Here is a 20352-nt window from a genome sequence, read left to right on the forward strand (position 1 = left end):
AACGGGGCCGGCTCCGTCGAGCCCGGAGCGGGGAGGGGGCGGCCCGCCGCCTTCCGCGCTTGACATGAACGTACTGGTTAGTACATTTGACCTCAAGCGCGTCGCAATCGCGTCATCCGAGGAACGTTCGAGAGAGGAGCCCGCATCATGGGCGCAGCCCCCAGATCCGTCCTGGCCGGCCTGATCGGCAACGGCATCCAGGCGTCCCGCACGCCTCCGATGCACGAGCACGAGGGCGACGCGCAGGGCCTGCGCCTCCTCTACCAGAAGATCGACCTGGAGAAGCTCGGCCTGGGTGCCGACGCGCTGCCCGAGCTTCTGACCGCCGCCGAGCGGATGGGCTTTTCCGGCCTCAACATCACCCATCCCTGCAAGCAGGCGGTGCTCGCCCATCTCGACGAGCTGTCGCCCGACGCGGCCGCCTTGGGCGCCGTCAACACGGTGGTCCTGCGCGACGGCAAGCGGATCGGCCACAACACCGACTGGTGGGGCTTCGCCGAGGCGTTCCGGCGCGGCCTGCCCGACGTGGCGCTGAGCCGCGTCGTGCAGCTCGGCGCGGGCGGTGCCGGCGCGGCGGTGGCCCACGCGCTCCTGACCCTCGGAGTCGAGGATCTCGTCCTCAACGACATCGACCCGGCCCGGGCGGCTGGCGTCGCGGCCTCGCTCTGCGCGCGCTTCGGCGCCGGCCGCGCGCGGGCCTGCACCGACCTGGCGGCGGAAGTCGCGGCGGCGGACGGCCTCGTCCACTGCACGCCGACCGGCATGGACAAGTATCCGGGCCTGCCGCTGCCGGGCGAGTACCTGCATCCTGGGCTTTTCGTCGCCGAGATCGTCTATTTCCCGCTCGAGACCGCGCTCCTGCGCGAGGCGCGCCGGATCGGCTGCCGCACCCTCGACGGCGGCGGCATGGCGGTGTTCCAGGCGGTCGAGGCCTTCCGCCTCATCACCGGCCTGACCCCGGACCCGGAGCGGATGCTCCGCCACTTCGCCGAGCTCGGCCGGACGGCCTGAACCGGTCCCGGTCGGCGGCTCGAGCCGCCACCCAAGCCTTTGAAGAATGCGGTCCGATCCAACGGGCCCGTCCGTCCCCAATCCCCAAGGAAACGCCCGATGACCTCCTCCGTCTATCCCGCGCCCGCCGCCGCGGTCGCCGAACCCGAGGCCGTGAAGACGCCGAAGAAGGCCGCGCTCGCGAGCTGGATCGGCAGCGCGGTCGAATACTACGACTTCTTTATCTACGGCACCGCCGCGGCGCTGATCTTCCCGAAACTGTTCTTTGCGCCGAACAACCCGCAGGCGGCCGCGATCGCCTCGTTCGCGACCTTCGGCGTCGCCTACATCACCCGGCCGCTCGGCGCCGTGGCGCTCGGCCATATCGGCGACCGCTTCGGCCGCAAGAAGGTGCTCACCTTCACGCTGCTCCTGATGGGCCTCTCGACCTTCATGATCGGCTGCCTGCCGACCTACGACCAGCTCGGCATCCTGTCGCCGATCCTGCTCGTCATCGCCCGCCTGCTCCAGGGCGTCTCGGCCGCCGGCGAGCAGGCCGGTGCCAACTCGATGACGCTGGAGCACGCCCCCGCCCACAAGCGCGCCTTCTTCACCAGCTTCACCCTGAGCGGCACCCAGGCGGGATTGATCCTCGCCACGCTGGTCTTCCTGCCGATCACCCAGATGCCCGAGGCGCAGATGCTGTCCTGGGGCTGGCGCATCCCGTTCTTCCTCAGCGCCCTCGTGGTCGCGGTCGGGTTCTGGGTCCGCCGCACCCTCCCGGAGACCCCGGTCTTCGAGAAGGAGCAGGAGACGCAGGCCCACGCCAAGGCCGACCTGCCGGTCGCGGTGCTGTTCCGCACCCAGTGGGCCGACGTGCTGCGGGTGATCTTCGCCGCGCTGGTCTCGGTGGTGAGCACGATCTTCAGCGTCTTCACCCTGTCCTACGCGGTCAACACGATGAAGATCGACCGCCCGACGATGCTGACCGTGCTGATCCTCGCCAACGTGGTGGCGCTCGGCGCGATCCCGGCCTTCGCGGCGCTCGCCGACCGGATCGGCCGCCGCCCGGTCTTCATCTTCGGCGCGCTCGGCTCCGCCGCGCTGATCTGGCCCTACATGTGGGCGATCAGCCAGGGCAACATCCCGCTGATCTTCACCTTCGGCATCCTGCTCTCGGGCGTGGTCTACAGCGCCGCCAACGGGGTGTGGCCGTCGCTCTACGGCGAGATGTTCGACACCAAGGTCCGGCTGTCGGGCATGGCGATCGGCACCCAGATCGGCTTCGCGCTCGGCGGCTTCGCCCCGGTGATCAGCGCCGCGCTCCTCGGCGACGGCCCGACCGGCTGGGTCCCGGTCGCGGCCTTCGTCACCGTCACGGCCGGCATCGCCGCGGTGTCGATCTTCACGGCGCGGGAGACCTACCGCACGCCGATGGAGTTGCTGGGCAAGCGCTGACCCGATCCTGCCCCACCCCATGACAGGAAAGGCCCGCCGCCTCGGCCGAGGCGGCGGGCCTTCCTTGTTCGTCAGCCGATCAGAACCGGTAGGTGAAGTTGCCCTTCACCGCGTGGTCCTGCGCCCGCTCGCCGGCCTGGCCGGTATAGGACACGCCGAGCGTCGTCGCCGGGGAGACCGCCCAGTCGAGGCCGGCCTGCGCCACCACCGCGTCGCGGTTGATCGGCACGCCGGCGACCAGGAAGCCGGTCTGGCCGGCCCCGAAGGCGAGGAGGGCCTTGGGCACCACGTCGCCGTAGGCCCGGCGCCAGCCGACGAGGCCGGTCAGGTACACAGGCAGGTCGGCGGTGAGCCGGGTCGAGCCGCGCACGCCGACCGTGGTGGCGGCCAGATCGTTGTCGCGGCCGAGGCCGGACAAGGCCGCCGGGCCGCCGCGCTCGGTGAAGGCGTCCTGGCCGATGCGGATCGCCGCCGCGCCGACGAAGGGCTCGATCACGGCCGCGCCGAACGCCACCCGGTAGCCGACCTCGCCGAAGACCTGCGCGGTGAAGCCGCTGGTGCGGGCGTTCAGCCCCTGGGCAAAGCCCGGTGCCAGGATGCTGCGCCGGAGCGACAGGCTGTTGCCCCCCGCGACGCCGCCGAAGCGCAGGGCCACCGGCCCGAGGGTGGTGCCGGCGTAGAGGCCGCCGAAGCCGCTCTCGATCACGCCCGAGGAGGCCCTGCCGGTCACGTCGAGGCTGGTGTTGGTGTAGCCGCCAGCGACGCCGACGCGCCAGGCGCCGGGGAGCCCGCCGAGATCGAGGCCGGTATCGGCACCGAGGACGAAGCCGCTGATCTGGCGCGACAGCGAGGCGGCGTTGCCGTCGCTCCGCGTCCGGCCGAAGGCGCCGAAGCCCTGGCCCCAGAGCCCGTAGGCCCGCGGCGCGGCGAGCTGCGCCGGCACCTGGGCGGGCGGCGCGACCCGGCCCGGCAGGTCGGCCGAGTAGGCCGCCGGCAGGCTGGCCGCCGAGAGGCCCCCGAAGACCGGCGCGCCCGCGACGTCGCCCCGGCGCAGGCGGTCGAGGATCGCCTCGCGCACGAAGAACGCGGTCTCGAACTGCGCCGTCACGGCGCTGGCATGGATCTCGCCCGAGAGGGACGCGAAGGCGGAGCGCGCCGCCGCCGGATCGGCGTTGACCAGCACCGTCTCGTAGAGCGCGTTGCCGGCGCCGAGCGCCTCGATCGCCCCGCCGGTCGCGGCCTGGTTGCGGGTGGCGCCGATGGACGCGAAGGTCGTGGCGTTGCGCGCCAGCGTCAGGCCGACGCTGTCGGTGCCGTAATCGAGGTTCGCCCCGATGAAGGTGTAGCCCGGCATCGCGGCGTCGAAGCGGCCGCTGATCCCCTGGGTCGCCGACAGGATCGTGGTGCGCTGGCCGAGCAGCCCGCGCAGGGCGCCGGGGCTCAAGACGCCGCCCGTCCCCTCCGCCGCGACCGTCACGGTGCCGCCGTCGATCCGCGCGGCGCCGGTGGCGCTGATGCGGTCGCTGCGGCCCGGGGCGACCTCGACGGCGTAGAGCGACCCCGGGGCGAAGCCGACGTTGCCGGCGACGTTGAGCGTGCCGATGCCGAGGCCTGGCGCCACGGTGCCGCCCGAGCGGACGGCGAGCCCGCCGAGGGTGCCGTTGCCGCCGAGCGTGCCGCCCGCATTCACGTTGGCGATCGAGGTGATCGACCCGTTCACGGCGAGCAGGCCGCCATTCACCTCGGTCGAGCCCGTATAGGTGTTGGCGCCGGTCAGGATCAGCGCGCCGTCCCCGGCCTTGGTCAGCCCGCCCTGGTAGGTGCGGGCGAGGAAGGCCTGATCGCGCGCCTCGCGCCAGGTGTATTCGATCTGCTGGTCGGCGGTCGCGCCCGCCGGCAGGCCGGCGCTCCAGCCGCGGGCGGCCTTCACCTGCAGCCAGGTCGCGTGCTCGGCGCCGTCCTCGACCTGGCGCTGGCGCAGCGCGGCGTCCGAGATGTCGTTCGACCAGATGTCGAGCGTGCCGCCCGGCAGGGTGGCGGTGAAGCGGCCGAGGAACTGGCCCGGGCCGTTCATGGCGCGGCCGAGATCGATCTTGCCCCAGCCGAAGGTCTCGTTCGGCACGTCGGCCGGGCCGCTGCCGAGATGGGTCGCGGTGGTGAGCAGCACGTCGCGCGCCTGCTCGTTGGTCATGTAGGGGAAGCGCTCCATCACCAGCGCCAGCGCGCCGGTGACGTGGGGCGCCGACATCGAGGTGCCGCTCTTGGTGCCGTAGCCCGCCACGCCCGCGGTCGAGGTCACGGTGCTCAGGATGCCGCGGCCGGGCGCGGCGATGCACCAGTACTTGGCGAGCCCGCAGCGGTTGAACGCCGTGCCGTCGTCGATGGTCAGGCCCGAGGCGGCGATCCATCGCGATTCGAGGTCGGGCTCGAAGTAGGGCAGGGCGGCGCGCACGGTCGGGTTGTTCACCCCGGCATTGCCGGCGGCGAAGACCATGATGGTGCCGTATTGCCGGGTGGTCTCGGCGACCGCGTCGAGCCAGTCGAGCCGGCCCTGGAACTTGGCGTAGCCGGCCGCGACCCCGGCGAGGGTGTTGTAGTTCTCGGAGGGCGGTGGGCTGCCCCAGGACGAGTTGATCACCCGCGCGCCGGCGGCCGCCAGGTTGCCGTAGGCGGCCTTGAAGTAGGCGTAGTCCTGGTTGGCGCCGTAGATCGCGGAATCGGTGGCGTTGGTGTTGGTGGCGAGCAGGGTCGCCCCGAAGGCGACGCCGTGCATGCCGGTGCCGTCGCGGCGCGCCACGATGGTGCCGTCGACATGGGTGCCGTGATCGTCGTTGACGCCGCGGATCCAGGTGCCCGGCACCGAGAAGGCGCTGCCCGCCGCGAACAGGTCGCTGCGCACGCCCGCGGCGGTCTCGTAGCGGTAGCCGTCCGCGAGGTAGTTGCCCTGCACGGTGAGGGACGTCACCTGGCCGGCGAATTCCGGATGGGTGGCGAGGAAGCCGGAATCGACCGAGCCGACCACGATGCCGCGCCCGGTGACGCCCCGGGCATAGGCCTGGTCGGCCCGCATCGAGGTCAGGCCCCAGTCGCCGAGATATTCCGGCGTGCGCCAGCTCGCGGCGTCGCCCGGGCGGCCCGGATCCTGGTACCCGGACGACTGGGCCAACGCTGCGTAAGAGATCGTCGAGCAGAGGAGCGAGATCAAGCCGCGGGCGGCCATCGTCTTGCGTCTCGACTGTCTATGGACTTGCATCAAATTGCCTCGATTGGGGCGTGGGCTTTGCAGCCTTCTTCTTTGCGGACGGCGCCTGTCAGCGCTCGTGGCGAAAGTAGCCGCGAAAAAGCCCGATTGGGGCCACGGATGTTTCGCAATCGTCTCTTTCCGGACGGTCGTTGCAGAAACGTCACGAGAGCGGGGAGGCGAGGGAGGGGCTGCGGGAACAGATACTCCTTGGGAGCATTGGTCGGGCATTCCCGTCGCGAGGTGCCGGCATGACCCAGCAGATCCCGATCGATCCCGACTCGGTCGACGACGCCCCCGCCGGCCCGGACGGCACCCACGCGCTGCGCTCGGACCTCGCCTACCAGCGCCACGCCATCGTCAACGTCGCGTATCTGGGCCCGCCCGGGGCGGGGGATCGGGGCTGGGTGCTGGTCGATGCCGGGATCATGGGCTCGCGGGCCGCCATCGAGGCGGCGGCCGCGTCCCGGTTCGGTCAGGGCGCCCGCCCGGCCGCGATCGTGCTCACCCACGGCCATTTCGACCATGTCGGCGTGCTCGAGGATCTGGCCGAGGCCTGGGACGCCCCGGTCTGGGCGCACCCGCTCGAGCGCCCCTATCTCGACGGCAGCGCCGCCTACCCGGCTCCGGATCCGGGCGTCGGCGGCGGCCTCGTCGCCCGGCTCTCGCCGCTCTTCCCCACGAGTCCGGTCGACGTCGGCGCCCGCCTGCACCTCCTGCCGGAGGACGGCAGCGTGCCGCCGCTGCCGGGCTGGCGCTGGCTCCACACACCCGGCCATTCCCCCGGCCACGTCTCGCTCTGGCGCGCTGCCGACCGGACGCTCATTGCCGGCGACGCCTTCGTGGCGACCGCGCAGGAATCGGTCTACGCCGTCGCGACGCAGGCGCCCGAGATGCATGGGCCGCCGCGCTACCTCACGGTCGACTGGGACGCCGCCGGGCGCTCGGTGGCGGCCCTCGCGCAGCTCGAGCCCGAACTGGCCCTTACCGGCCACGGCCGGCCGCTGCGCGGCCCCGGCCTGCGCCGGGCCCTGCACGACCTCCCCCGCGACTTCGCGTCGGTGGCGGTACCGGCCCGGGGCCGCTACGTCGAGGCGCCGGTGCGGGCCGGCGACCCGGCGGCGACCCGCGCGCCCTGAGGCACGCTCTCCCCGCTATCCACACCGGCCGCCGGCCACGCGAACGCAGCTTGACCGGACCGCCCTCGCCGTGGCTTGTTCACGTTATGTTCTAACGTGAGTCGGCGGGGCCGGCTTCGCGCAGCGGTGAGCCTGAAAGCCATGAACGGCGCCATCAACCACGAACCGGCGGAGCGACGCGACGGGCGGGCGCCCGGCGTCGAGACGATCGCGGCCGCCTACCTGACGGCGGCCGGGGGAGATGCCGGCCTGGCGCTCCGCCGGGCGATCGCCGATGCGCTCGCCGATCTCGGCGAGGCCGAGCGCCGGACGCGTCAGCGCGACCGGCTGATCTCCCGCGGCTACGTGCGGGCCGGGCCGATCGGGCGGGGCTGACGGGCGCGCGTCGTCCGCACCGTCCGCGCCTACCCACCCAGCCGTCGCGTGCGCGCCGGCACATCGACCCATGCCCCCACCGGACTACGCCATCCTCACCAGCCGGGACGCACATCCATGTCGATCCACGCCACCCGCTACGACATTCGCCGCGACCGCGACGGCTGGACCGTCTACGACGTGCGCTCGGGCGCCATCGCGGTGATCGACGACGTTCTGCAGGTCGGGCTCGCGATGGAGGAGGCCGACGCGGTGGCCGACGCCCTCAGCGCCGAATGCCCGTCGGCGGCGCTCGCCGGCCTGGTGCCCCGGTTCGCCTGGTTCCAGATGCCGGCCCGTCCCTGATTCAGGGCCGGAAGCCCTCGAACACCATCTGGTCGGCATGGGTCCGCGCGAGGCGCATCTGCACCTCGTTGCGCACGGTCCAGGCCATCACCGGCATCCGCCCGAGAAGGCGGCAGAGATGGGTGGCGGCGTTCGGCAGGTCGTCGACGCGCCAGGACAGGAAGTCCGGCCGGCTCTCCGAAAAATGCAGCAGCTGGCCCAGCCCGTGCCGCTGCGCCTCGGTGAGGCTCGCGTAGGACGGGTCGTCGTGGCGGCTCTCCGCCACGATGCCGCGCGGGATGCCGGGAACGAGGTCGGCGAGCGCGCCGACGATCACCGGATCGAACGACTTCACCGCCAGCGGACCGTCATAGGCGGCCACGATCTCGGCGGTCCGGCGGGCGAGCGCGAGGTCGCCGTCGAACCGGGTCTTCACCTCGACGATCAGCGGCGTGCGGCCGGCGATCGTCTCCAGGAACTCCGGCAGGGTGGGCACCCGCTCGGCGCTGCCGAGCACCGTCAGTTGCCCGAGATCGGCGGCGTCGCGCTCGCGCACCAGGCCGTCGGCCCCGGTCAGCCGGCCGAGGCCGGCATCGTGAAACACCATCGCCTCGCCGTCCCGGCTGAGCTGGACGTCGCACTCGATCGCGTAGCCGCCCGCGATCGCGGCCTTCGCCGCCGCGATCGTGTTCTCGGGGATGCCGGCGGTGCGGTCGTGCAGGCCGCGATGGGCGATCGGCCGGGCGTTCAGCCAGCCGGGGGCGAGGCGATCGGTCATGATGGCAAGGAACCTAGAGCATTTTCCGACAAAAGGGATGCCGGTTCGTCGCAGAAAATGCGGCAAAATCAAAGACCTAGGGCACCTCGTGATCGCCGCGCGATCGCGAGCTGCTCCAGGATCACCGGATCTCGAACATGCCCTCGACCTCGACCACCGCGTCGAGGGGCAATTCGGCGACGCCGATCGTCGAGCGGGCGTGACGGCCGCGCTCGCCCAGCACCTGCACCATCAGGTCGGAGGCGCCGTTCATCACGCCGGCCACCGCCGAGAAGCCCGGCGCCGCGTTGATGAAGCCGCCGAGCCGCAGGCAGGACACCACCGCGTCGTCGAGGTTGCCGGCCGCCGCCCGCAGCTGCGCCAGGATGTTGAGGGCGCAGTGCCGCGCCGCCTCGGCAGCGAGCTCCGGCGAGACCGCGGCGCCGACCTTGCCCTTGTGGGCCGGATCGATCTGGCCGTCGGCGCCGAAGGGCAGCTGGCCCGAGATGATCACCAGGTTGCCGCTGCGCTGGAAGCCGACGTAGTTCGCCACCGGGGCCGCGGCCGGCGGCAGGGTGAAGCCGAGCTCCTTCAGGCGGTCGAGGGTCGCGCTCATCTGTCAGATCTCCCACCAGGCCCGTCCGGGGCGTGACGCCCGCCGGAGCGATAAGCCGGTCCGTCGTCCCGCGGCGGTGCCGCCGCGGCGCGGCCGAGCCCGGCCGCTCCCCGGTCTGTGCCCCGAAGGAAGTCCGGCCGCAACCCCGGGCGAGGGCTCCTCTCGCCGTCGTCTCGGCGTCATCTTCACGGCCGGCGTTGACAGGGAGCGCTCGTTCCATAGTATCCGCGCGCGCCGCCCTTCGAGGCGGCGCTTTGTTTTCCGGTCGACCGACTCACTCGACCGCGACGGAGACGAGATCGTGACCTCCTCGCTGCTGCCGACCTACGCCCGGGCCAAGGTGTCCTTCGAGCGCGGTGAGGGCGCTTGGCTCATCGCCCGAGACGGCTCGCGATACCTCGACTTCGGCGCCGGCATCGCGGTCAACTCGGTCGGCCACGGCCACCCGCACCTCGTCGCCGCGCTGACCGAGCAGGCCCAGAAGGTCTGGCACGTCTCGAACCTGTTCGAGGTGCCGGAGGCCGAGCGGCTGGCCCGGCGGCTGACCGAGGCGAGCTTCGCCGACGTGGTGTTCTTCGCCAATTCCGGTGCCGAGGCCAACGAGGCCTGCATCAAGATGGCGCGCAAGTACCACGCCGCCGGCGGCCACCCGGAGCGCTACCGGATCGTCACCTTCGAGGGCGCCTTCCACGGCCGGACGCTCGCCACCATCGCGGCCGGCGGCCAGCAGAAGTACATCGACGGCTTCGGCCCGAAGGTCGACGGCTTCGACCAGGTGCCGTTCGGCGACCTCGATGCCCTCAAAAGCGCGATCACGCCCGAGACCGCCGCCCTGATGATCGAGCCGATCCAGGGCGAGGGCGGCCTGCGGGTGGTCTCGCCCGAGTGGCTGCGCACCCTGCGCGGCTTGTGCGACGAGCACGGCCTCCTCCTGATCATGGACGAGGTCCAGACCGGCATCGGCCGCACCGGCAAGCTCTTCGCCCACGAGTGGTCGGGCGTGACGCCCGACATCCTGTCCTCGGCCAAGGGCATCGGCGGCGGCTTCCCGATGGGCGCCTGCCTCGCCACCAGCGAGGCCGCCCGCGGCATGGTGGTGGGCAGCCACGGCACCACCTTCGGCGGCAACCCGCTCGCCATGGCGGTGGGCAACGCCGTGCTCGACATCGTGCTCGCCCCCGGCTTCCTGGAGCAGGTGCGCCAGACCGGCCTGCTCCTCAAGCAGCGGCTGGCCTCCCTCAAGGACCGCCACCCGGACATCGTCGACGAGATCCGCGGCGAGGGCCTGATGATGGGCCTGCGCCTCGTGGTGCCCAACACCGAATTCGCCGCCGCCGCCCGGGACGAGCACCTGCTGGTGATCCCGGCCGGCGACAACGTCGTGCGCCTGCTGCCGCCGCTGATCATCGGCGAGGCCGAGGTGAGCGCGGCCCTGGACAAGCTGGAGGCGGCCTGCGCCGCCATGGAACTGAGGGGCCGGAGGGCCGCCGAGTGATGAATGCGCCCGTGAAGATCGCGCCGGCCCCCCGGCACTTCCTCGACCTGACCGACTTCTCCAGCACCGAGCTGCGCACGGTCCTCGACGCCTGCGCCGACCTGAAGCGCCGCCGCCGCCGGGGCGAGCCGCCGGCGGAGCGTCCGCTCGCCGGCAAGTTCCTCGGCATGGTGTTCGACAAGCCCTCGACCCGCACCCGCGTCTCCTTCGACGTGGCGATGCGGGAGCTCGGCGGCGAGACCCTGATGCTCACCGGCCGGGAGATGCAGCTCGGCCGCGGCGAGACCGTCGCCGACACCGCCCGGGTGCTGTCGCGCTACATCGACGCGATCATGATCCGCATCCTCGATCACGGCATGATGCTGGAGCTGGCCGAATACGCCACCATTCCGGTCATCAACGGCCTGACGAAGGATTCGCACCCGTGCCAGATCATGGCCGACGTGCTGACCTTCGAGGAGCATCGCGGGCCGATCAAGGGCCGCACCGTCGCCTGGTCGGGCGATTCCAACAACGTGCTGGCCTCCTGGGCCCACGCCGCGGCCCGGTTCGACTTCACGCTCAACGTCGCCTGCCCGCCCGAGATGCCGGTGCCCGAGAGCCTGATCGCCCGCGCCAAGGCCGAGGGCGCCACGCTCAACGTCACCGCCGACCCGTTCGAGGCGGTGGCGGGCGCCGATTGCGTCGTGACCGATTGCTGGGTCTCGATGGGCGACGAGGACGAGGCGCACCGCCACAACCTGCTGATGCCCTATCAGGTCAACGGCCGGCTGATGGCGGCGGCTGCCAAGGACGCGGTGTTCATGCACTGCCTGCCGGCCCATCGCGGGGAGGAGGTCACCGCCGAGGTGATCGACGGGCCGCAATCGGTGGTGTTCGACGAGGCCGAGAACCGGCTCCACGCCCAGAAGGGCATCCTGGCCTGGTGCCTCGGCGCCGTCTCCTGACGATCTCCCCGGGCGGCGGACCCCTTCGAAACCACCGCCCGGACCACCATATGGCGCGATACGCCGGTCTCTCGCCGCGGCGCCTTTCCCCGCTCCTCGCTCCGCCTGCCCGCTCCCTCCCGAGCGCCTGCGCGGCGGCGGTCCGCGCGGAAGCCGCCCCGCCGGGAGACCTTTTCTTTCCTGCGCGAGAGCCGGCCTTCAGCCTTGCCGGCGGCGGTGAGAGCATGTCCGAGACCACTTCCTCCCAGAGCCCCGAGGGCCGCGACGACGCGATCCTGCCCTTTGCCGTCGAGCCTCTCGACGTGCGCGGCCGCGCCGTGCGCCTCGGCCCCTCCCTCGACACCATCCTACGCCGGCACGGCTACCCGGACACGGTCGCGCGGCTCCTCGGCGAGGCGACGGCGCTGACCGTGCTGCTCGGCTCGTCGCTGAAGTTCGAGGGCCGGTTCCAGCTCCAGACCAAGTCCGACGGCCCGGTCGACATGGTGGTGGTCGATTTCGAGGCGCCCGACCGGGTGCGCGCCACCGCGCGCTTCGATGCCGGCCGCGTCGCGGCGGCGGGGCCGCGCGCGGACACGGCTCAGCTCCTCGGCCACGGCCACCTCGCCATGACGATCGACCAGGGCTCGGTCCAGAGCCGCTACCAGGGCGTGGTGGCGCTCGAGGGCCAGGGCTTCGAGGAGGCGGCGCACCAGTATTTCCGCCAGTCGGAGCAGATCCCGACCCGGGTCCGCCTCGCCGTCGCCGAGCAGGTCGAGGGCAGCGGCGAGGCCTGGCGCGCCGGCGGCCTGCTGATGCAGTTCCTGCCGCACTCGCCCGAGCGCGCCCGCCTCGCCGACCTGCCGCCCGGCGACCTGCCGGAGGGACACACGTTCCTCGACGACAGCGCGAGCCGGGAGGACGACGCCTGGGTCGAGGCCAAGTCCCTGGTGGCGACGATCGAGGATCACGAGCTCGTCGACCCCACCGTGTCGAGCGAGCGCCTGCTCTATCGGCTCTTCCACGAGCGCGGCGTGCGGGTGTTCGAGGCGCAAGGGGTGCACGAGGCCTGCCGCTGCTCGCGGGAGCGGGTGATGGGCATGGTCCGCAACTTCTCGGCCGAGGAGCGCCGCGACATCGTCGGCGAGGACGGCCGCATCGGCATCACCTGCGAGTTCTGCTCGCGCCATTACGATCTCGATCCGGCCGAGGTCGAGGCCGAGATCGTCGGCGGCCAGCCCGCCTGACGTGACGAAAGGGGAGGGGCGAGGGAACCTTTCGCACCGCAACCGACTCTTCATGCGCCCGAGCGCGTCGGGCGAAAAGCAGTCGGAGCCGTCGATGTCCCGCCCCCTCCTCGCCGCCGCGTTCCTCCTCGTCGCCGGCGCCAGCGCCGGCCTGGCGCAGGATGCGAGCGGCCCCAAGAACGGCCTCACCCCCGTTCCCGGCACGCCCGCGACCCTGAACAACGACCTGCGGCCGACCTTCGTCGCCCAGGAGCCGAGCGACCTGATGGCCTCGAAGATGATCGGCCAGAGCATCGTCAACGGCGCCAACGAGACGATCGGCTCGGTCGCCGATATCGTGCTCGGTCCCGATCTGGCGGTGAAGTCCTACGTCGTCGGCGTCGGCGGCTTCCTGGGCCTCGGCACCAAGTACGTCTCGGTCGCGCGCGAGGCCCTGCAGGTCACCCGCGTCGACGACAAGACCCTGAAGGCGGTGATCAACACCGACAAGGATCAGCTCCGCGCCGCGCCGGAATACGTCTATCTCGGCCAGCAGCCCGCGAAGGCGGATGCGCCGAAGGCCGGCGCGCAGGCCACCGACACGTCGAAGCCCGACGTCCCCGCCGCGACCGGCACCACCACGACCCAGCCGGCGCAGCAGTAAGCGGCGCCCGAGCCTGGCGGGGCGGCGGCGTGCATGGCACGCTGCCATCCGGTTCCCACCGGACGGCCCCGCCATGCCCCTCGACCTCTATCTCGGCTTCGTCGCCGCCACGCTCGTCCTGATCCTGATCCCGGGACCCAACGTCGCCCTCATCGTCGCCAACAGCGTGGCCCACGGCACCCGGTACGGCCTCGTCACGGTGGCCGGCACCAGCGTCGCGCTGGCCTTCCAGCTCGCCCTCACGGTCGCCGGCCTCTCGGCGATGCTGGCCCTCATGGCGGCGTGGTTCGAGCTGCTGCGCTGGCTCGGCGTCGCCTACCTCGCCTGGCTGGCATTCCGCGCCTGGCGCGCGCCCGCGACCGACCTCGCGCAGACCGCGCCGGAGCCGCGCGCCGCCTGGGCGATGATCCTGCGCGGCTTCCTCGTGGCGCTGACCAACCCCAAGACGCTCCTGTTCTTCGGTGCCTTCCTGCCCCAGTTCGTCAGCCGCGACGCCGCACCCCTCGGACAGCTCGTGCTGCTGGCCGCGACCTTCCTGGTCCTGGCCATCGCCGGCGACACGGTCTGGGCGGCTTTGGCGGGCCGGGCCCGGGTCGTGCTGGCGCGGGGGCGCTGGCGCAACCGGGTGACGGGCGGGCTGCTGATGGGAGCGGGCGTGGGCTTGGCGCTGGCGCGGCGGCCCTGAAACGGAACTGCAAACTCACCGGCGATGAAAGCACAGCGCGTTCCCCTCCCGCTTGTGGGGTGGGGCTGGAGGTGGTTGCCGGAGAGGTCTCGCGCTTCACGCCGCCCACGCGGGATCTTCGATCCCCCATACCCCTCCCCACAAGGGGAGGAGCGCTACTTGCAAGGAGAGGATGGTCGGATCGCGTTGTTTGAATGCGATCATCTGCGCGGGTGAGGAGAGCCCGCGATCATTTCTTGCACCACGCATTCTTGAGGCAGCGGGCTGAGTCGACTCACACCGGGCTCCACCCCGCCGCGCAATCCCGCACCAGCTGGCGCAGGAACGCCTCGCCGGCCTCGAAGGCCGCCAGCGTGATGTACTCGTCCGGCTGGTGTGCCTGGTCGATCGAGCCCGGGCCGCAGACCACGGTCGGCAGGCCGGCGAGCTGGAAGCGGCCGGCCTCGGTGGCGTAGGGCACCGTGATGGTGTGGTTGCGGCCGGCGAGTCGGAGCGCCAGGCGCTCGGCCGGGGAGCCCGGCTCGGGCGCGAGCCCCGGCACCGCGGCGTCCTCCTCGGTCTCGATGTGCCCGTAATTGCCGAAGCGGTTCAGCCGCTCGCGGGTCACCCGCTCGACCTCCCCGGCGAACAGGCCCGGGATCTCGTCGCGCGGGAGGTCGGGCAGGCCGCGGAACTCCCACTGGAATTCGCACGCCTTGGGCAGGATGTTGCGGGCGGTGCCACCGCCGATCACCCCGACATGGACCGTGGTGTAGGCCGGATCGTACCGGCCGCTGGCATCGCCCTTCGCCGCCATCTGGTCGGCGATGCGGTTGAGGCCCGCCACCAGCTCGGCCGCCGCCATCACGGCGTTGGCGCCGAGCGCGGGCTTCGAGGAATGCGCCTCGTGGCCGTGGACGGTGGTGCGGTAGGTGTAGATGCTCTTGTGGGCGTCGGCGACTTCGAGGTCGGTCGGCTCGCCGACGATCACGGCGCCCGGCCGCGGCAGGTCCTTCCCGAAGCGGGCGATCACGTCGACCACGCCGAGGCAGGTCAGCTCCTCGTCGTAGGAGAGCAGGATATGGATCGGCGTCTTGAGGTCGGCCGCCAGCATCTCCGGCACCAGGGCGAGGCAGAGCGCGTCGAAGCCCTTCATGTCGACGGCGCCGCGTCCGTAGATCTTGCCGTCGGCGATGCGCAGGGTGAAGGGATCGCTGGTCCAGGATTGCCCCGCCACCGGCACCACGTCGGTATGGCCCGACAGCACCACGCCGCCGTCCTGCATCGGCCCGATCGTGGCGTAGAGCGCCGCCTTGTCGCCGGCCTCGTTCGGCGCGATCACGTAGGGAACGCCCCAGGCGTCGAGATACTCGGCCACCCAGCGGATCAGCGGCAGGTTCGACTTCTGGCTCTCGGTGTCGAAGGAGACCAGCCGGGCGAGGAGTTCGAGCGGGGTCAGGCGGGGGCCGGTCTTGGTCATCGGAGCGGGCTGTCTCGTGCCGGAGGTAAGCCCCGGTCTTAGCCCAAGCTCCGTCTCCTCGACACCCGCCCCGATGCAGGCGCCCCCAGACGCCCGAGCACGGGTCGGTGTTAGTGCATCACCCGGCGCACATGCGGCGAGTCGAGGGAGAAGGCGGGGATCGCGGCCTCGAAGCTGTCGCCGTCGGCGGTGGACATCGTGTAGGTGCCCTCCATCGTGCCGTCCGGCGTGGTGAGGGGGCAGCCGCTGGTGTAGCTGAACGATTCGCCGGGCCCGAGCACCGGCTGCTTGCCGACGACGCCGGCGCCGCGCACTTCCTGCATCTCGCCGCGCCCGTCGACGATGCGCCAGTGCCGGGAGCGCAGCTGCACCTGCTCGCTGCCGTTGTTGGTGATCTCCACCGTATAGGCAAAGAAGTAGCGGCCGCTGTCGGGCGAGGATTCTTCTTCCACGAAGCGCGGCTGCACCGACACGCTGATGCCGCGGGTCTCGGCCTTGTACATCGGGAAACCTCCGCTGGCGGCCCGCGCATCAAGCGCGACGGCCGGCGGGCGTCGTGGTACGTCCGGCCTCCCGGATCGTCAATTGCCGGCGAATGCGGTCGGTAATCCTGCACGAGGCGCCCCACCCCGTCATGCGGCTTCCTTCCTCGTCCACAGCCGTCGCGGGCCTCGGTGCCGCGCTGGCGCTGGCCCTGCGCGCCGATCCCGTCTGCCTCGTCTTCCTCGCCGCCTGGCGCGGGCTCGCGCATCGGCCCTCGGATCCGGGACGCGGGGAGGGGCCGTGGCTGCGCGTCGCCCTGGCGCTCGCGCTCGCCTGGCGGATGCCCGGCTGGCCGGCGGCCGCTTTGCTCGCCGCGCTCCTCCTGGAGATCGCGGCGGCGCGGCTCTCCGGCTGGCTCGCGGCCAGGCGCGGGCTTGCGGCGCCCGGCCTCGACCTCCACACCCTGATCCTGGCCGGGGGGCGGGTCGCCGATACCGTCGCGGCGCTCGCGCTCGCCGGCCTGATCCTGCTGCCCGAGCGGGCGGCCCCGATCGTCGCGGCGCTCGCCGGCCTCACCGCGATGGGGGCGATCGCCCGGGCGAGCCTCGCGCTTGCCCTCGACCGGGGCGTGCGCGACGAGGCGTGAGCGGCTCTTCACGTCGTGGAAACCCCGCTCCTGCGACAAAGGCCCGTTGAGGATGGACGTGTCATGGTGAAGCTCGAGGACGGAATTCAATCGGCGGAGGGCATCGCGGCACTCGCGAGCGCCGGGGTGATCCGGCCAGCCAGCCCCTTCGCGGACGACCAGATCCAGCCGGCGAGCCTCGACCTGCGCCTCGGCGGCCGGGCCTGGCGGGTCCGGGCGAGCTTCCTGCCGGGGCGCACCCGCGACGTCGCCGCCTGCCTCGACAAGCTCAAGCTGCACGAGATCGACCTGCGCCAGGGCGCGGTGCTGGAGACCGGCTGCGTCTACATCGCCGAGCTGCAGGAGGGCGTGGCCCTGCCGCCGGATCTGGCCGCCAGCGCCAACCCGAAGAGTTCGACCGGGCGCATCGACGTGTTCACCCGCGTCATCACCGACCAGGCGCGCGAATTCGACATGGTCGAGGCCGGCTATGCCGGGCCGCTCTTCGCCGAGATCTCGCCCCGCACCTTCCCGGTGCTGGTGCGCACCGGCTCGCGCCTGTCGCAGCTGCGCTTCCGCCGCGGCGCGGTGCGGCTCGACGACGCCGCGCTCGCCCGCCTGCATGCCACGACCCCGCTGGTCGATTGCGCCGACCCGTCGTTTCAGGGCGGCGTCGCCGTCTCGGTCGATCTCTCGGGCTTCGACGGGCTGATCGGCTACCGCGCCAAGCGCCATACCGGCCTCGTCGACGTCGACCGGCCGCGATCCTACCCGGCCGCCGAGTTCTGGGAGCCCCTGCGGGCCGACGGCTCGGGCACGCTCATCCTCGACCCGGGCCAGTTCTACATCCTGGCCTCGAAGGAGGCAGTGCAGGTGCCGCCGGACTTCGCCGCCGAGATGGTGCCGTTCGATCCTCTCGTTGGCGAGTTCCGGGTCCACTACGCCGGCTTCTTCGATCCCGGCTTCGGCCATGCCGAGGCCGGCGGCACCGGCGCCCGCGCGGTGCTGGAGGTGCGCTCGCGCGACGTGCCGTTCATGCTGGAGGACGGTCAGATCGTCGGCCGGCTCGTCTACGAGCGGATGGCCCAGCGCCCGGCCGCCCTCTACGGCAGCGCCGCCGGCTCGAACTACCAGGCGCAGGGGCTGAAGCTCTCGAAGCACTTCGTCTGAAAGGCTGCCTGCCCTGCAAACGGATTTTTGACGACTCTTGCGTCGGCGTCTCGACCTCGTTCTGAGGTGTCGGCGATCGCAGATCGCCACGACCTCAGGACGAGGTCGAGGGCGGGGCAAGACACTCACGCTCAAGTCGCGCGGGCTTCCGTGCGAGCGGATCTCCGGTCCGTGCGACGTCCACCTCGACGGCCCGGGACGCCTCCGCGTTCGGGGCCGTTCGCGTTTCGGGACGTACCGGCCGACGCATCACGCGTGACGGCCACGGCTGCCGATATCCCCGCCGCGGCGCTGCGCAACCCCGCCATGATCTGGATCAATCGCGGCGTCGACCTAACGGATGATCTAACTTAGACTATAGCAAGTTTTAAAATTTACCATTTGTTAGTGCGACTGCGGACAATCGAGGTCCGCAAGATCGTCGGACGTTGCTTGTGCAGACTGTCGATCGAAGCCAAGGCATCCACGCAACGGGGGCGATCGTCATGGTGTCCGGTCACGCGCAGAGTGACAAGGTCTCGTTCTTCCGGTCGGTCAAGTTCAAGATCATCGCCGCCTCCAGCACCTGCGGCCTCGTCGCCTCGATGCTGATCGTCGGGTTCGGCGCCTACTCGACGATCAGCAACAGCCAGTTCGTGACGAAGACCTTCGAGACGGTGCTCGACGAGAAGAGCCGCACCTATCTCCAGGCCATCGCGGCGAACCAGGCGACGACGATCCAGCACAAGCTCGACTTCGCCTTCGCGGCGGCGCGCAACACCTCCGGTATCCTCGAGGCGCTGACGACCGGCAAGGCGGGCGCGAAGCCGGCGCAGATGCGCACCGTCCTCAACGACTTCCTGCTCGGGGTGCTGAAGCGCAACCCGGATTTCAACGGCACCTACAGCGCCTGGGAGCCGAACGCCCTCGACGGGGCCGACGAGAGCTTCGCCAACCGGCGCGACGTCGGCGCGGATTCCACCGGCCGGGCGCTGCCCTACTGGACCCGCACCGCCGACGGCCGGATCGCCGTCCAGCCGCTGGTCGAGTACGACAGCCGCGACCTGCACCCGAACGGCGTGATGAAGGGCGGCTGGTATCTCGGTCCGAAGGAGACCGGGCGCGAGAGCCTGCTGGCGCCGCTGCCCTACGTCGTCCAGGGGCAGTCGGTCTACCTCGCCACCATCTCGGTGCCGCTCACCGTCGGCGGCCGGTTCGCGGGCGTCGCGGGCACCGATTTCGATTTGTCCTTCGTGCAGAAGGCGGCCGAGGCGGCGAGCACGTCGATGTACCAGGGCCAGGGCTCGGTCACGATCGTGTCCCAGTCCGGCCTGGTGATCGCCTCGAGCCGCGACGCGAGGCGCATCGGCCATCCCCTCGCCGAGGGTGATGCCGGCTGGACGGCCTACGACACGACGATCCGGGCGGCGCAGAGCTTCGTCGGCTACGACGCCACGCTCGACGAGTTCCGGGTCGTCGCCCCGGTCGGCCTCGGCCGCACCGGCACCGCCTGGTCGATCCTGATCGCGCTGCCGCGCGGGGCCGTGATGGCGGATGCGGCGGCCCTCGGCACGGCCCTGTCCGGCCGGGCCCGGACCGATCTGTCCTGGCAGCTCCTCGTCGGGCTCCTCGTCGCGATCGGGGCGGTCGGGGTGATGTACGGCCTGGCGAGCAACCTCGCGAACCCGCTCTCGCGGCTGGCGCTGGCGCTGCAGGCGATGGCGCGCGGCGACGAGATCGCGTCGATCCCGGGTTCGGACCGCAAGGACGAGATCGGCGCCGTCGGCCGCGCCGTCGAGGCGATCCGCGCCCTGGTCTCCCGCCGGGCCGAGGAGCAGGCGGAGATCCGGCGCGCCGCCGAGGCCGCGGCGGCGGCCGACCGCCACCACGCCATGGCGGCGCTCGCCGACACGTTCGAGCGCGCGGTCGGCAGCGTGGTCGGCCTCGTCTCGTCCTCGGCGACCGAGCTGCAGGCCACCGCGCACGGCATGACGACGAGCGCGGGCGAGACGGCGAACCGCTCGGCCTCGGTGGCGCAGGCCGCCCGGGAGGCGGCCTCGAATGTCGGCACGGTGGCAGCGGCGGCGGAAGAACTCGGCGCCTCGGTCCAGGAGATCGGCCGCCAGGTCCACGGCTCGGCCGAGCTCGCGCAGGCCGCCGTGCGGCAGGCCGACGAGACCGCGGGTCTCGTCAACGCCCTGACCCAGGCGGCCGCGCGCATCGGCGACGTGGTCAGCATGATCTCGACCATCGCCGGGCAGACCAACCTTCTCGCGCTCAACGCCACCATCGAGGCGGCGCGGGCCGGCGAGGCGGGTCGCGGCTTCGCGGTGGTCGCCGCCGAGGTCAAGGAACTGGCCAACCAGACCAGCCGGGCCACCGACGAGATCGCCCGCCAGATCGCCCAGGTCCAGGGCGTGACCGGGCAGGCGGTCGGCGCCATCGGGTCGATCACCGGGCGCATCCGCGAGATCGACGCGCTCGCCACCGCCATCGCGGCGGCGGTGGAGGAACAGTCGGCGGCGACGCAGGAGATCGTCCGCAACGTCGCCCAGGCGGCGACCCGCACCGGCGAGGTCACCGGCACCATCGCCGGGGTCGCGAGCGCCGCCGAGGGCGCGGGCGCCGCGGCCGCGCAGGTATTGTCCTCGGCCTCCGAGCTGTCGCGCCAGTCCGAGCACCTGAACGCCGAGGTCTCGCGGTTCCTGGTCTCGGTGCGGAGCGCCTGAGGAGCGCCGGG

Annotated in this window: 18 protein-coding genes; 13 read left to right on the top strand and 5 right to left on the bottom strand. The window is 71.9% G+C overall.

The annotated features are described in order from the left end of the window. Positions 1–147: 147 nt before the first annotated feature. Positions 148–1011, top strand: a complete 864-nt coding sequence (locus V3T34_RS23310) for a shikimate dehydrogenase (RefSeq protein ID WP_305077910.1) — start codon at positions 148–150, stop codon at positions 1009–1011. A gap of 99 nt (positions 1012–1110) precedes the next feature. Next, complete coding sequence (locus tag V3T34_RS23315; protein ID WP_060846672.1) at positions 1111–2448, top strand: MFS transporter; 1338 nt, start codon at positions 1111–1113, stop codon at positions 2446–2448. A gap of 79 nt (positions 2449–2527) precedes the next feature. Here the strand turns inward: V3T34_RS23315 and V3T34_RS23320 are convergent, their stop codons facing one another. Next, complete coding sequence (locus tag V3T34_RS23320) at positions 2528–5614, bottom strand: autotransporter domain-containing protein (protein ID WP_331369301.1); 3087 nt, start codon at positions 5612–5614, stop codon at positions 2528–2530. Between the two features lie 326 nt (positions 5615–5940). On the opposite strand from V3T34_RS23320, the gene V3T34_RS23325 reads away from it, so the two are divergent. From V3T34_RS23325 to V3T34_RS23335, 3 genes are all read left to right on the top strand, one after another. Continuing rightward, positions 5941–6828, top strand: coding sequence for an MBL fold metallo-hydrolase (locus V3T34_RS23325; protein ID WP_305077908.1), 888 nt, complete (start codon positions 5941–5943; stop codon positions 6826–6828). 141 nt (positions 6829–6969) lie between these two features. Then, complete coding sequence (locus tag V3T34_RS23330) at positions 6970–7203, top strand: hypothetical protein (RefSeq protein WP_305077907.1); 234 nt, start codon at positions 6970–6972, stop codon at positions 7201–7203. Between the two features lie 117 nt (positions 7204–7320). Further along, on the top strand, positions 7321–7548 hold the full coding sequence (locus tag V3T34_RS23335) for a hypothetical protein (protein WP_060846668.1): 228 nt from the start codon (positions 7321–7323) through the stop codon (positions 7546–7548). A gap of 1 nt (position 7549) precedes the next feature. Here the strand turns inward: V3T34_RS23335 and V3T34_RS23340 are convergent, their stop codons facing one another. Both V3T34_RS23340 and V3T34_RS23345 read right to left on the bottom strand, forming a co-directional pair. Next, positions 7550–8305 carry a glycerophosphodiester phosphodiesterase family protein gene (locus V3T34_RS23340; protein WP_060846667.1) on the bottom strand — a complete coding sequence of 252 codons (756 nt, stop codon included), beginning with the start codon at positions 8303–8305 and terminating at the stop codon, positions 7550–7552. 121 nt (positions 8306–8426) lie between these two features. Further along, positions 8427–8900 (bottom strand): RidA family protein, encoded by a 474-nt coding sequence (locus tag V3T34_RS23345; RefSeq protein ID WP_060846666.1) that lies wholly within the window; start codon positions 8898–8900, stop codon positions 8427–8429. 301 nt (positions 8901–9201) lie between these two features. Between V3T34_RS23345 and V3T34_RS23350 the strand changes: the two genes are divergently transcribed. The 5 genes from V3T34_RS23350 to V3T34_RS23370 all read left to right on the top strand — a co-directional run bounded on the left by V3T34_RS23350 (position 9202) and on the right by V3T34_RS23370 (position 13896). Then, positions 9202–10395 (top strand): aspartate aminotransferase family protein, encoded by a 1194-nt coding sequence (locus V3T34_RS23350; protein ID WP_091883428.1) that lies wholly within the window; start codon positions 9202–9204, stop codon positions 10393–10395. Continuing rightward, complete coding sequence (argF, locus tag V3T34_RS23355) at positions 10395–11342, top strand: ornithine carbamoyltransferase (RefSeq protein WP_060846664.1); 948 nt, start codon at positions 10395–10397, stop codon at positions 11340–11342. Before V3T34_RS23350 ends, argF begins: the two co-directional genes overlap by 1 nt. A gap of 224 nt (positions 11343–11566) precedes the next feature. Further along, positions 11567–12568 (top strand): Hsp33 family molecular chaperone, encoded by a 1002-nt coding sequence (locus tag V3T34_RS23360; RefSeq protein ID WP_060846663.1) that lies wholly within the window; start codon positions 11567–11569, stop codon positions 12566–12568. Positions 12569–12662: 94 nt separating this feature from the next. Further along, entirely contained in the window at positions 12663–13211 is a 549-nt protein-coding gene (locus V3T34_RS23365) for a PRC-barrel domain-containing protein (protein ID WP_060846662.1), read from the top strand. 73 nt (positions 13212–13284) lie between these two features. Next, positions 13285–13896 (top strand): LysE family translocator, encoded by a 612-nt coding sequence (locus V3T34_RS23370; RefSeq protein ID WP_305077906.1) that lies wholly within the window; start codon positions 13285–13287, stop codon positions 13894–13896. Positions 13897–14170: 274 nt separating this feature from the next. Here the strand turns inward: V3T34_RS23370 and argE are convergent, their stop codons facing one another. Both argE and apaG read right to left on the bottom strand, forming a co-directional pair. After that, positions 14171–15355, bottom strand: a complete 1185-nt coding sequence (gene argE, locus V3T34_RS23375) for an acetylornithine deacetylase (protein WP_060846660.1) — start codon at positions 15353–15355, stop codon at positions 14171–14173. Between the two features lie 110 nt (positions 15356–15465). Further along, positions 15466–15858, bottom strand: coding sequence for a Co2+/Mg2+ efflux protein ApaG (apaG, locus tag V3T34_RS23380; protein WP_048430246.1), 393 nt, complete (start codon positions 15856–15858; stop codon positions 15466–15468). Positions 15859–15989: 131 nt separating this feature from the next. Between apaG and V3T34_RS23385 the strand changes: the two genes are divergently transcribed. The 3 genes from V3T34_RS23385 to V3T34_RS23395 all read left to right on the top strand — a co-directional run bounded on the left by V3T34_RS23385 (position 15990) and on the right by V3T34_RS23395 (position 20341). Next, positions 15990–16484: a hypothetical protein gene (locus V3T34_RS23385; RefSeq protein ID WP_305077905.1), complete on the top strand. Its 495-nt coding sequence runs from the start codon at positions 15990–15992 to the stop codon at positions 16482–16484. Between the two features lie 63 nt (positions 16485–16547). Next, positions 16548–17633: a 2'-deoxycytidine 5'-triphosphate deaminase gene (locus V3T34_RS23390; protein ID WP_060846657.1), complete on the top strand. Its 1086-nt coding sequence runs from the start codon at positions 16548–16550 to the stop codon at positions 17631–17633. Positions 17634–18118: 485 nt separating this feature from the next. Beyond that, on the top strand, positions 18119–20341 hold the full coding sequence (locus V3T34_RS23395; protein ID WP_305077904.1) for a methyl-accepting chemotaxis protein: 2223 nt from the start codon (positions 18119–18121) through the stop codon (positions 20339–20341). Positions 20342–20352: the final 11 nt, after the last annotated feature.

The organism is Methylobacterium ajmalii (assembly GCF_036448855.1).
GTDB lineage: Bacteria > Pseudomonadota > Alphaproteobacteria > Rhizobiales > Beijerinckiaceae > Methylobacterium > Methylobacterium ajmalii.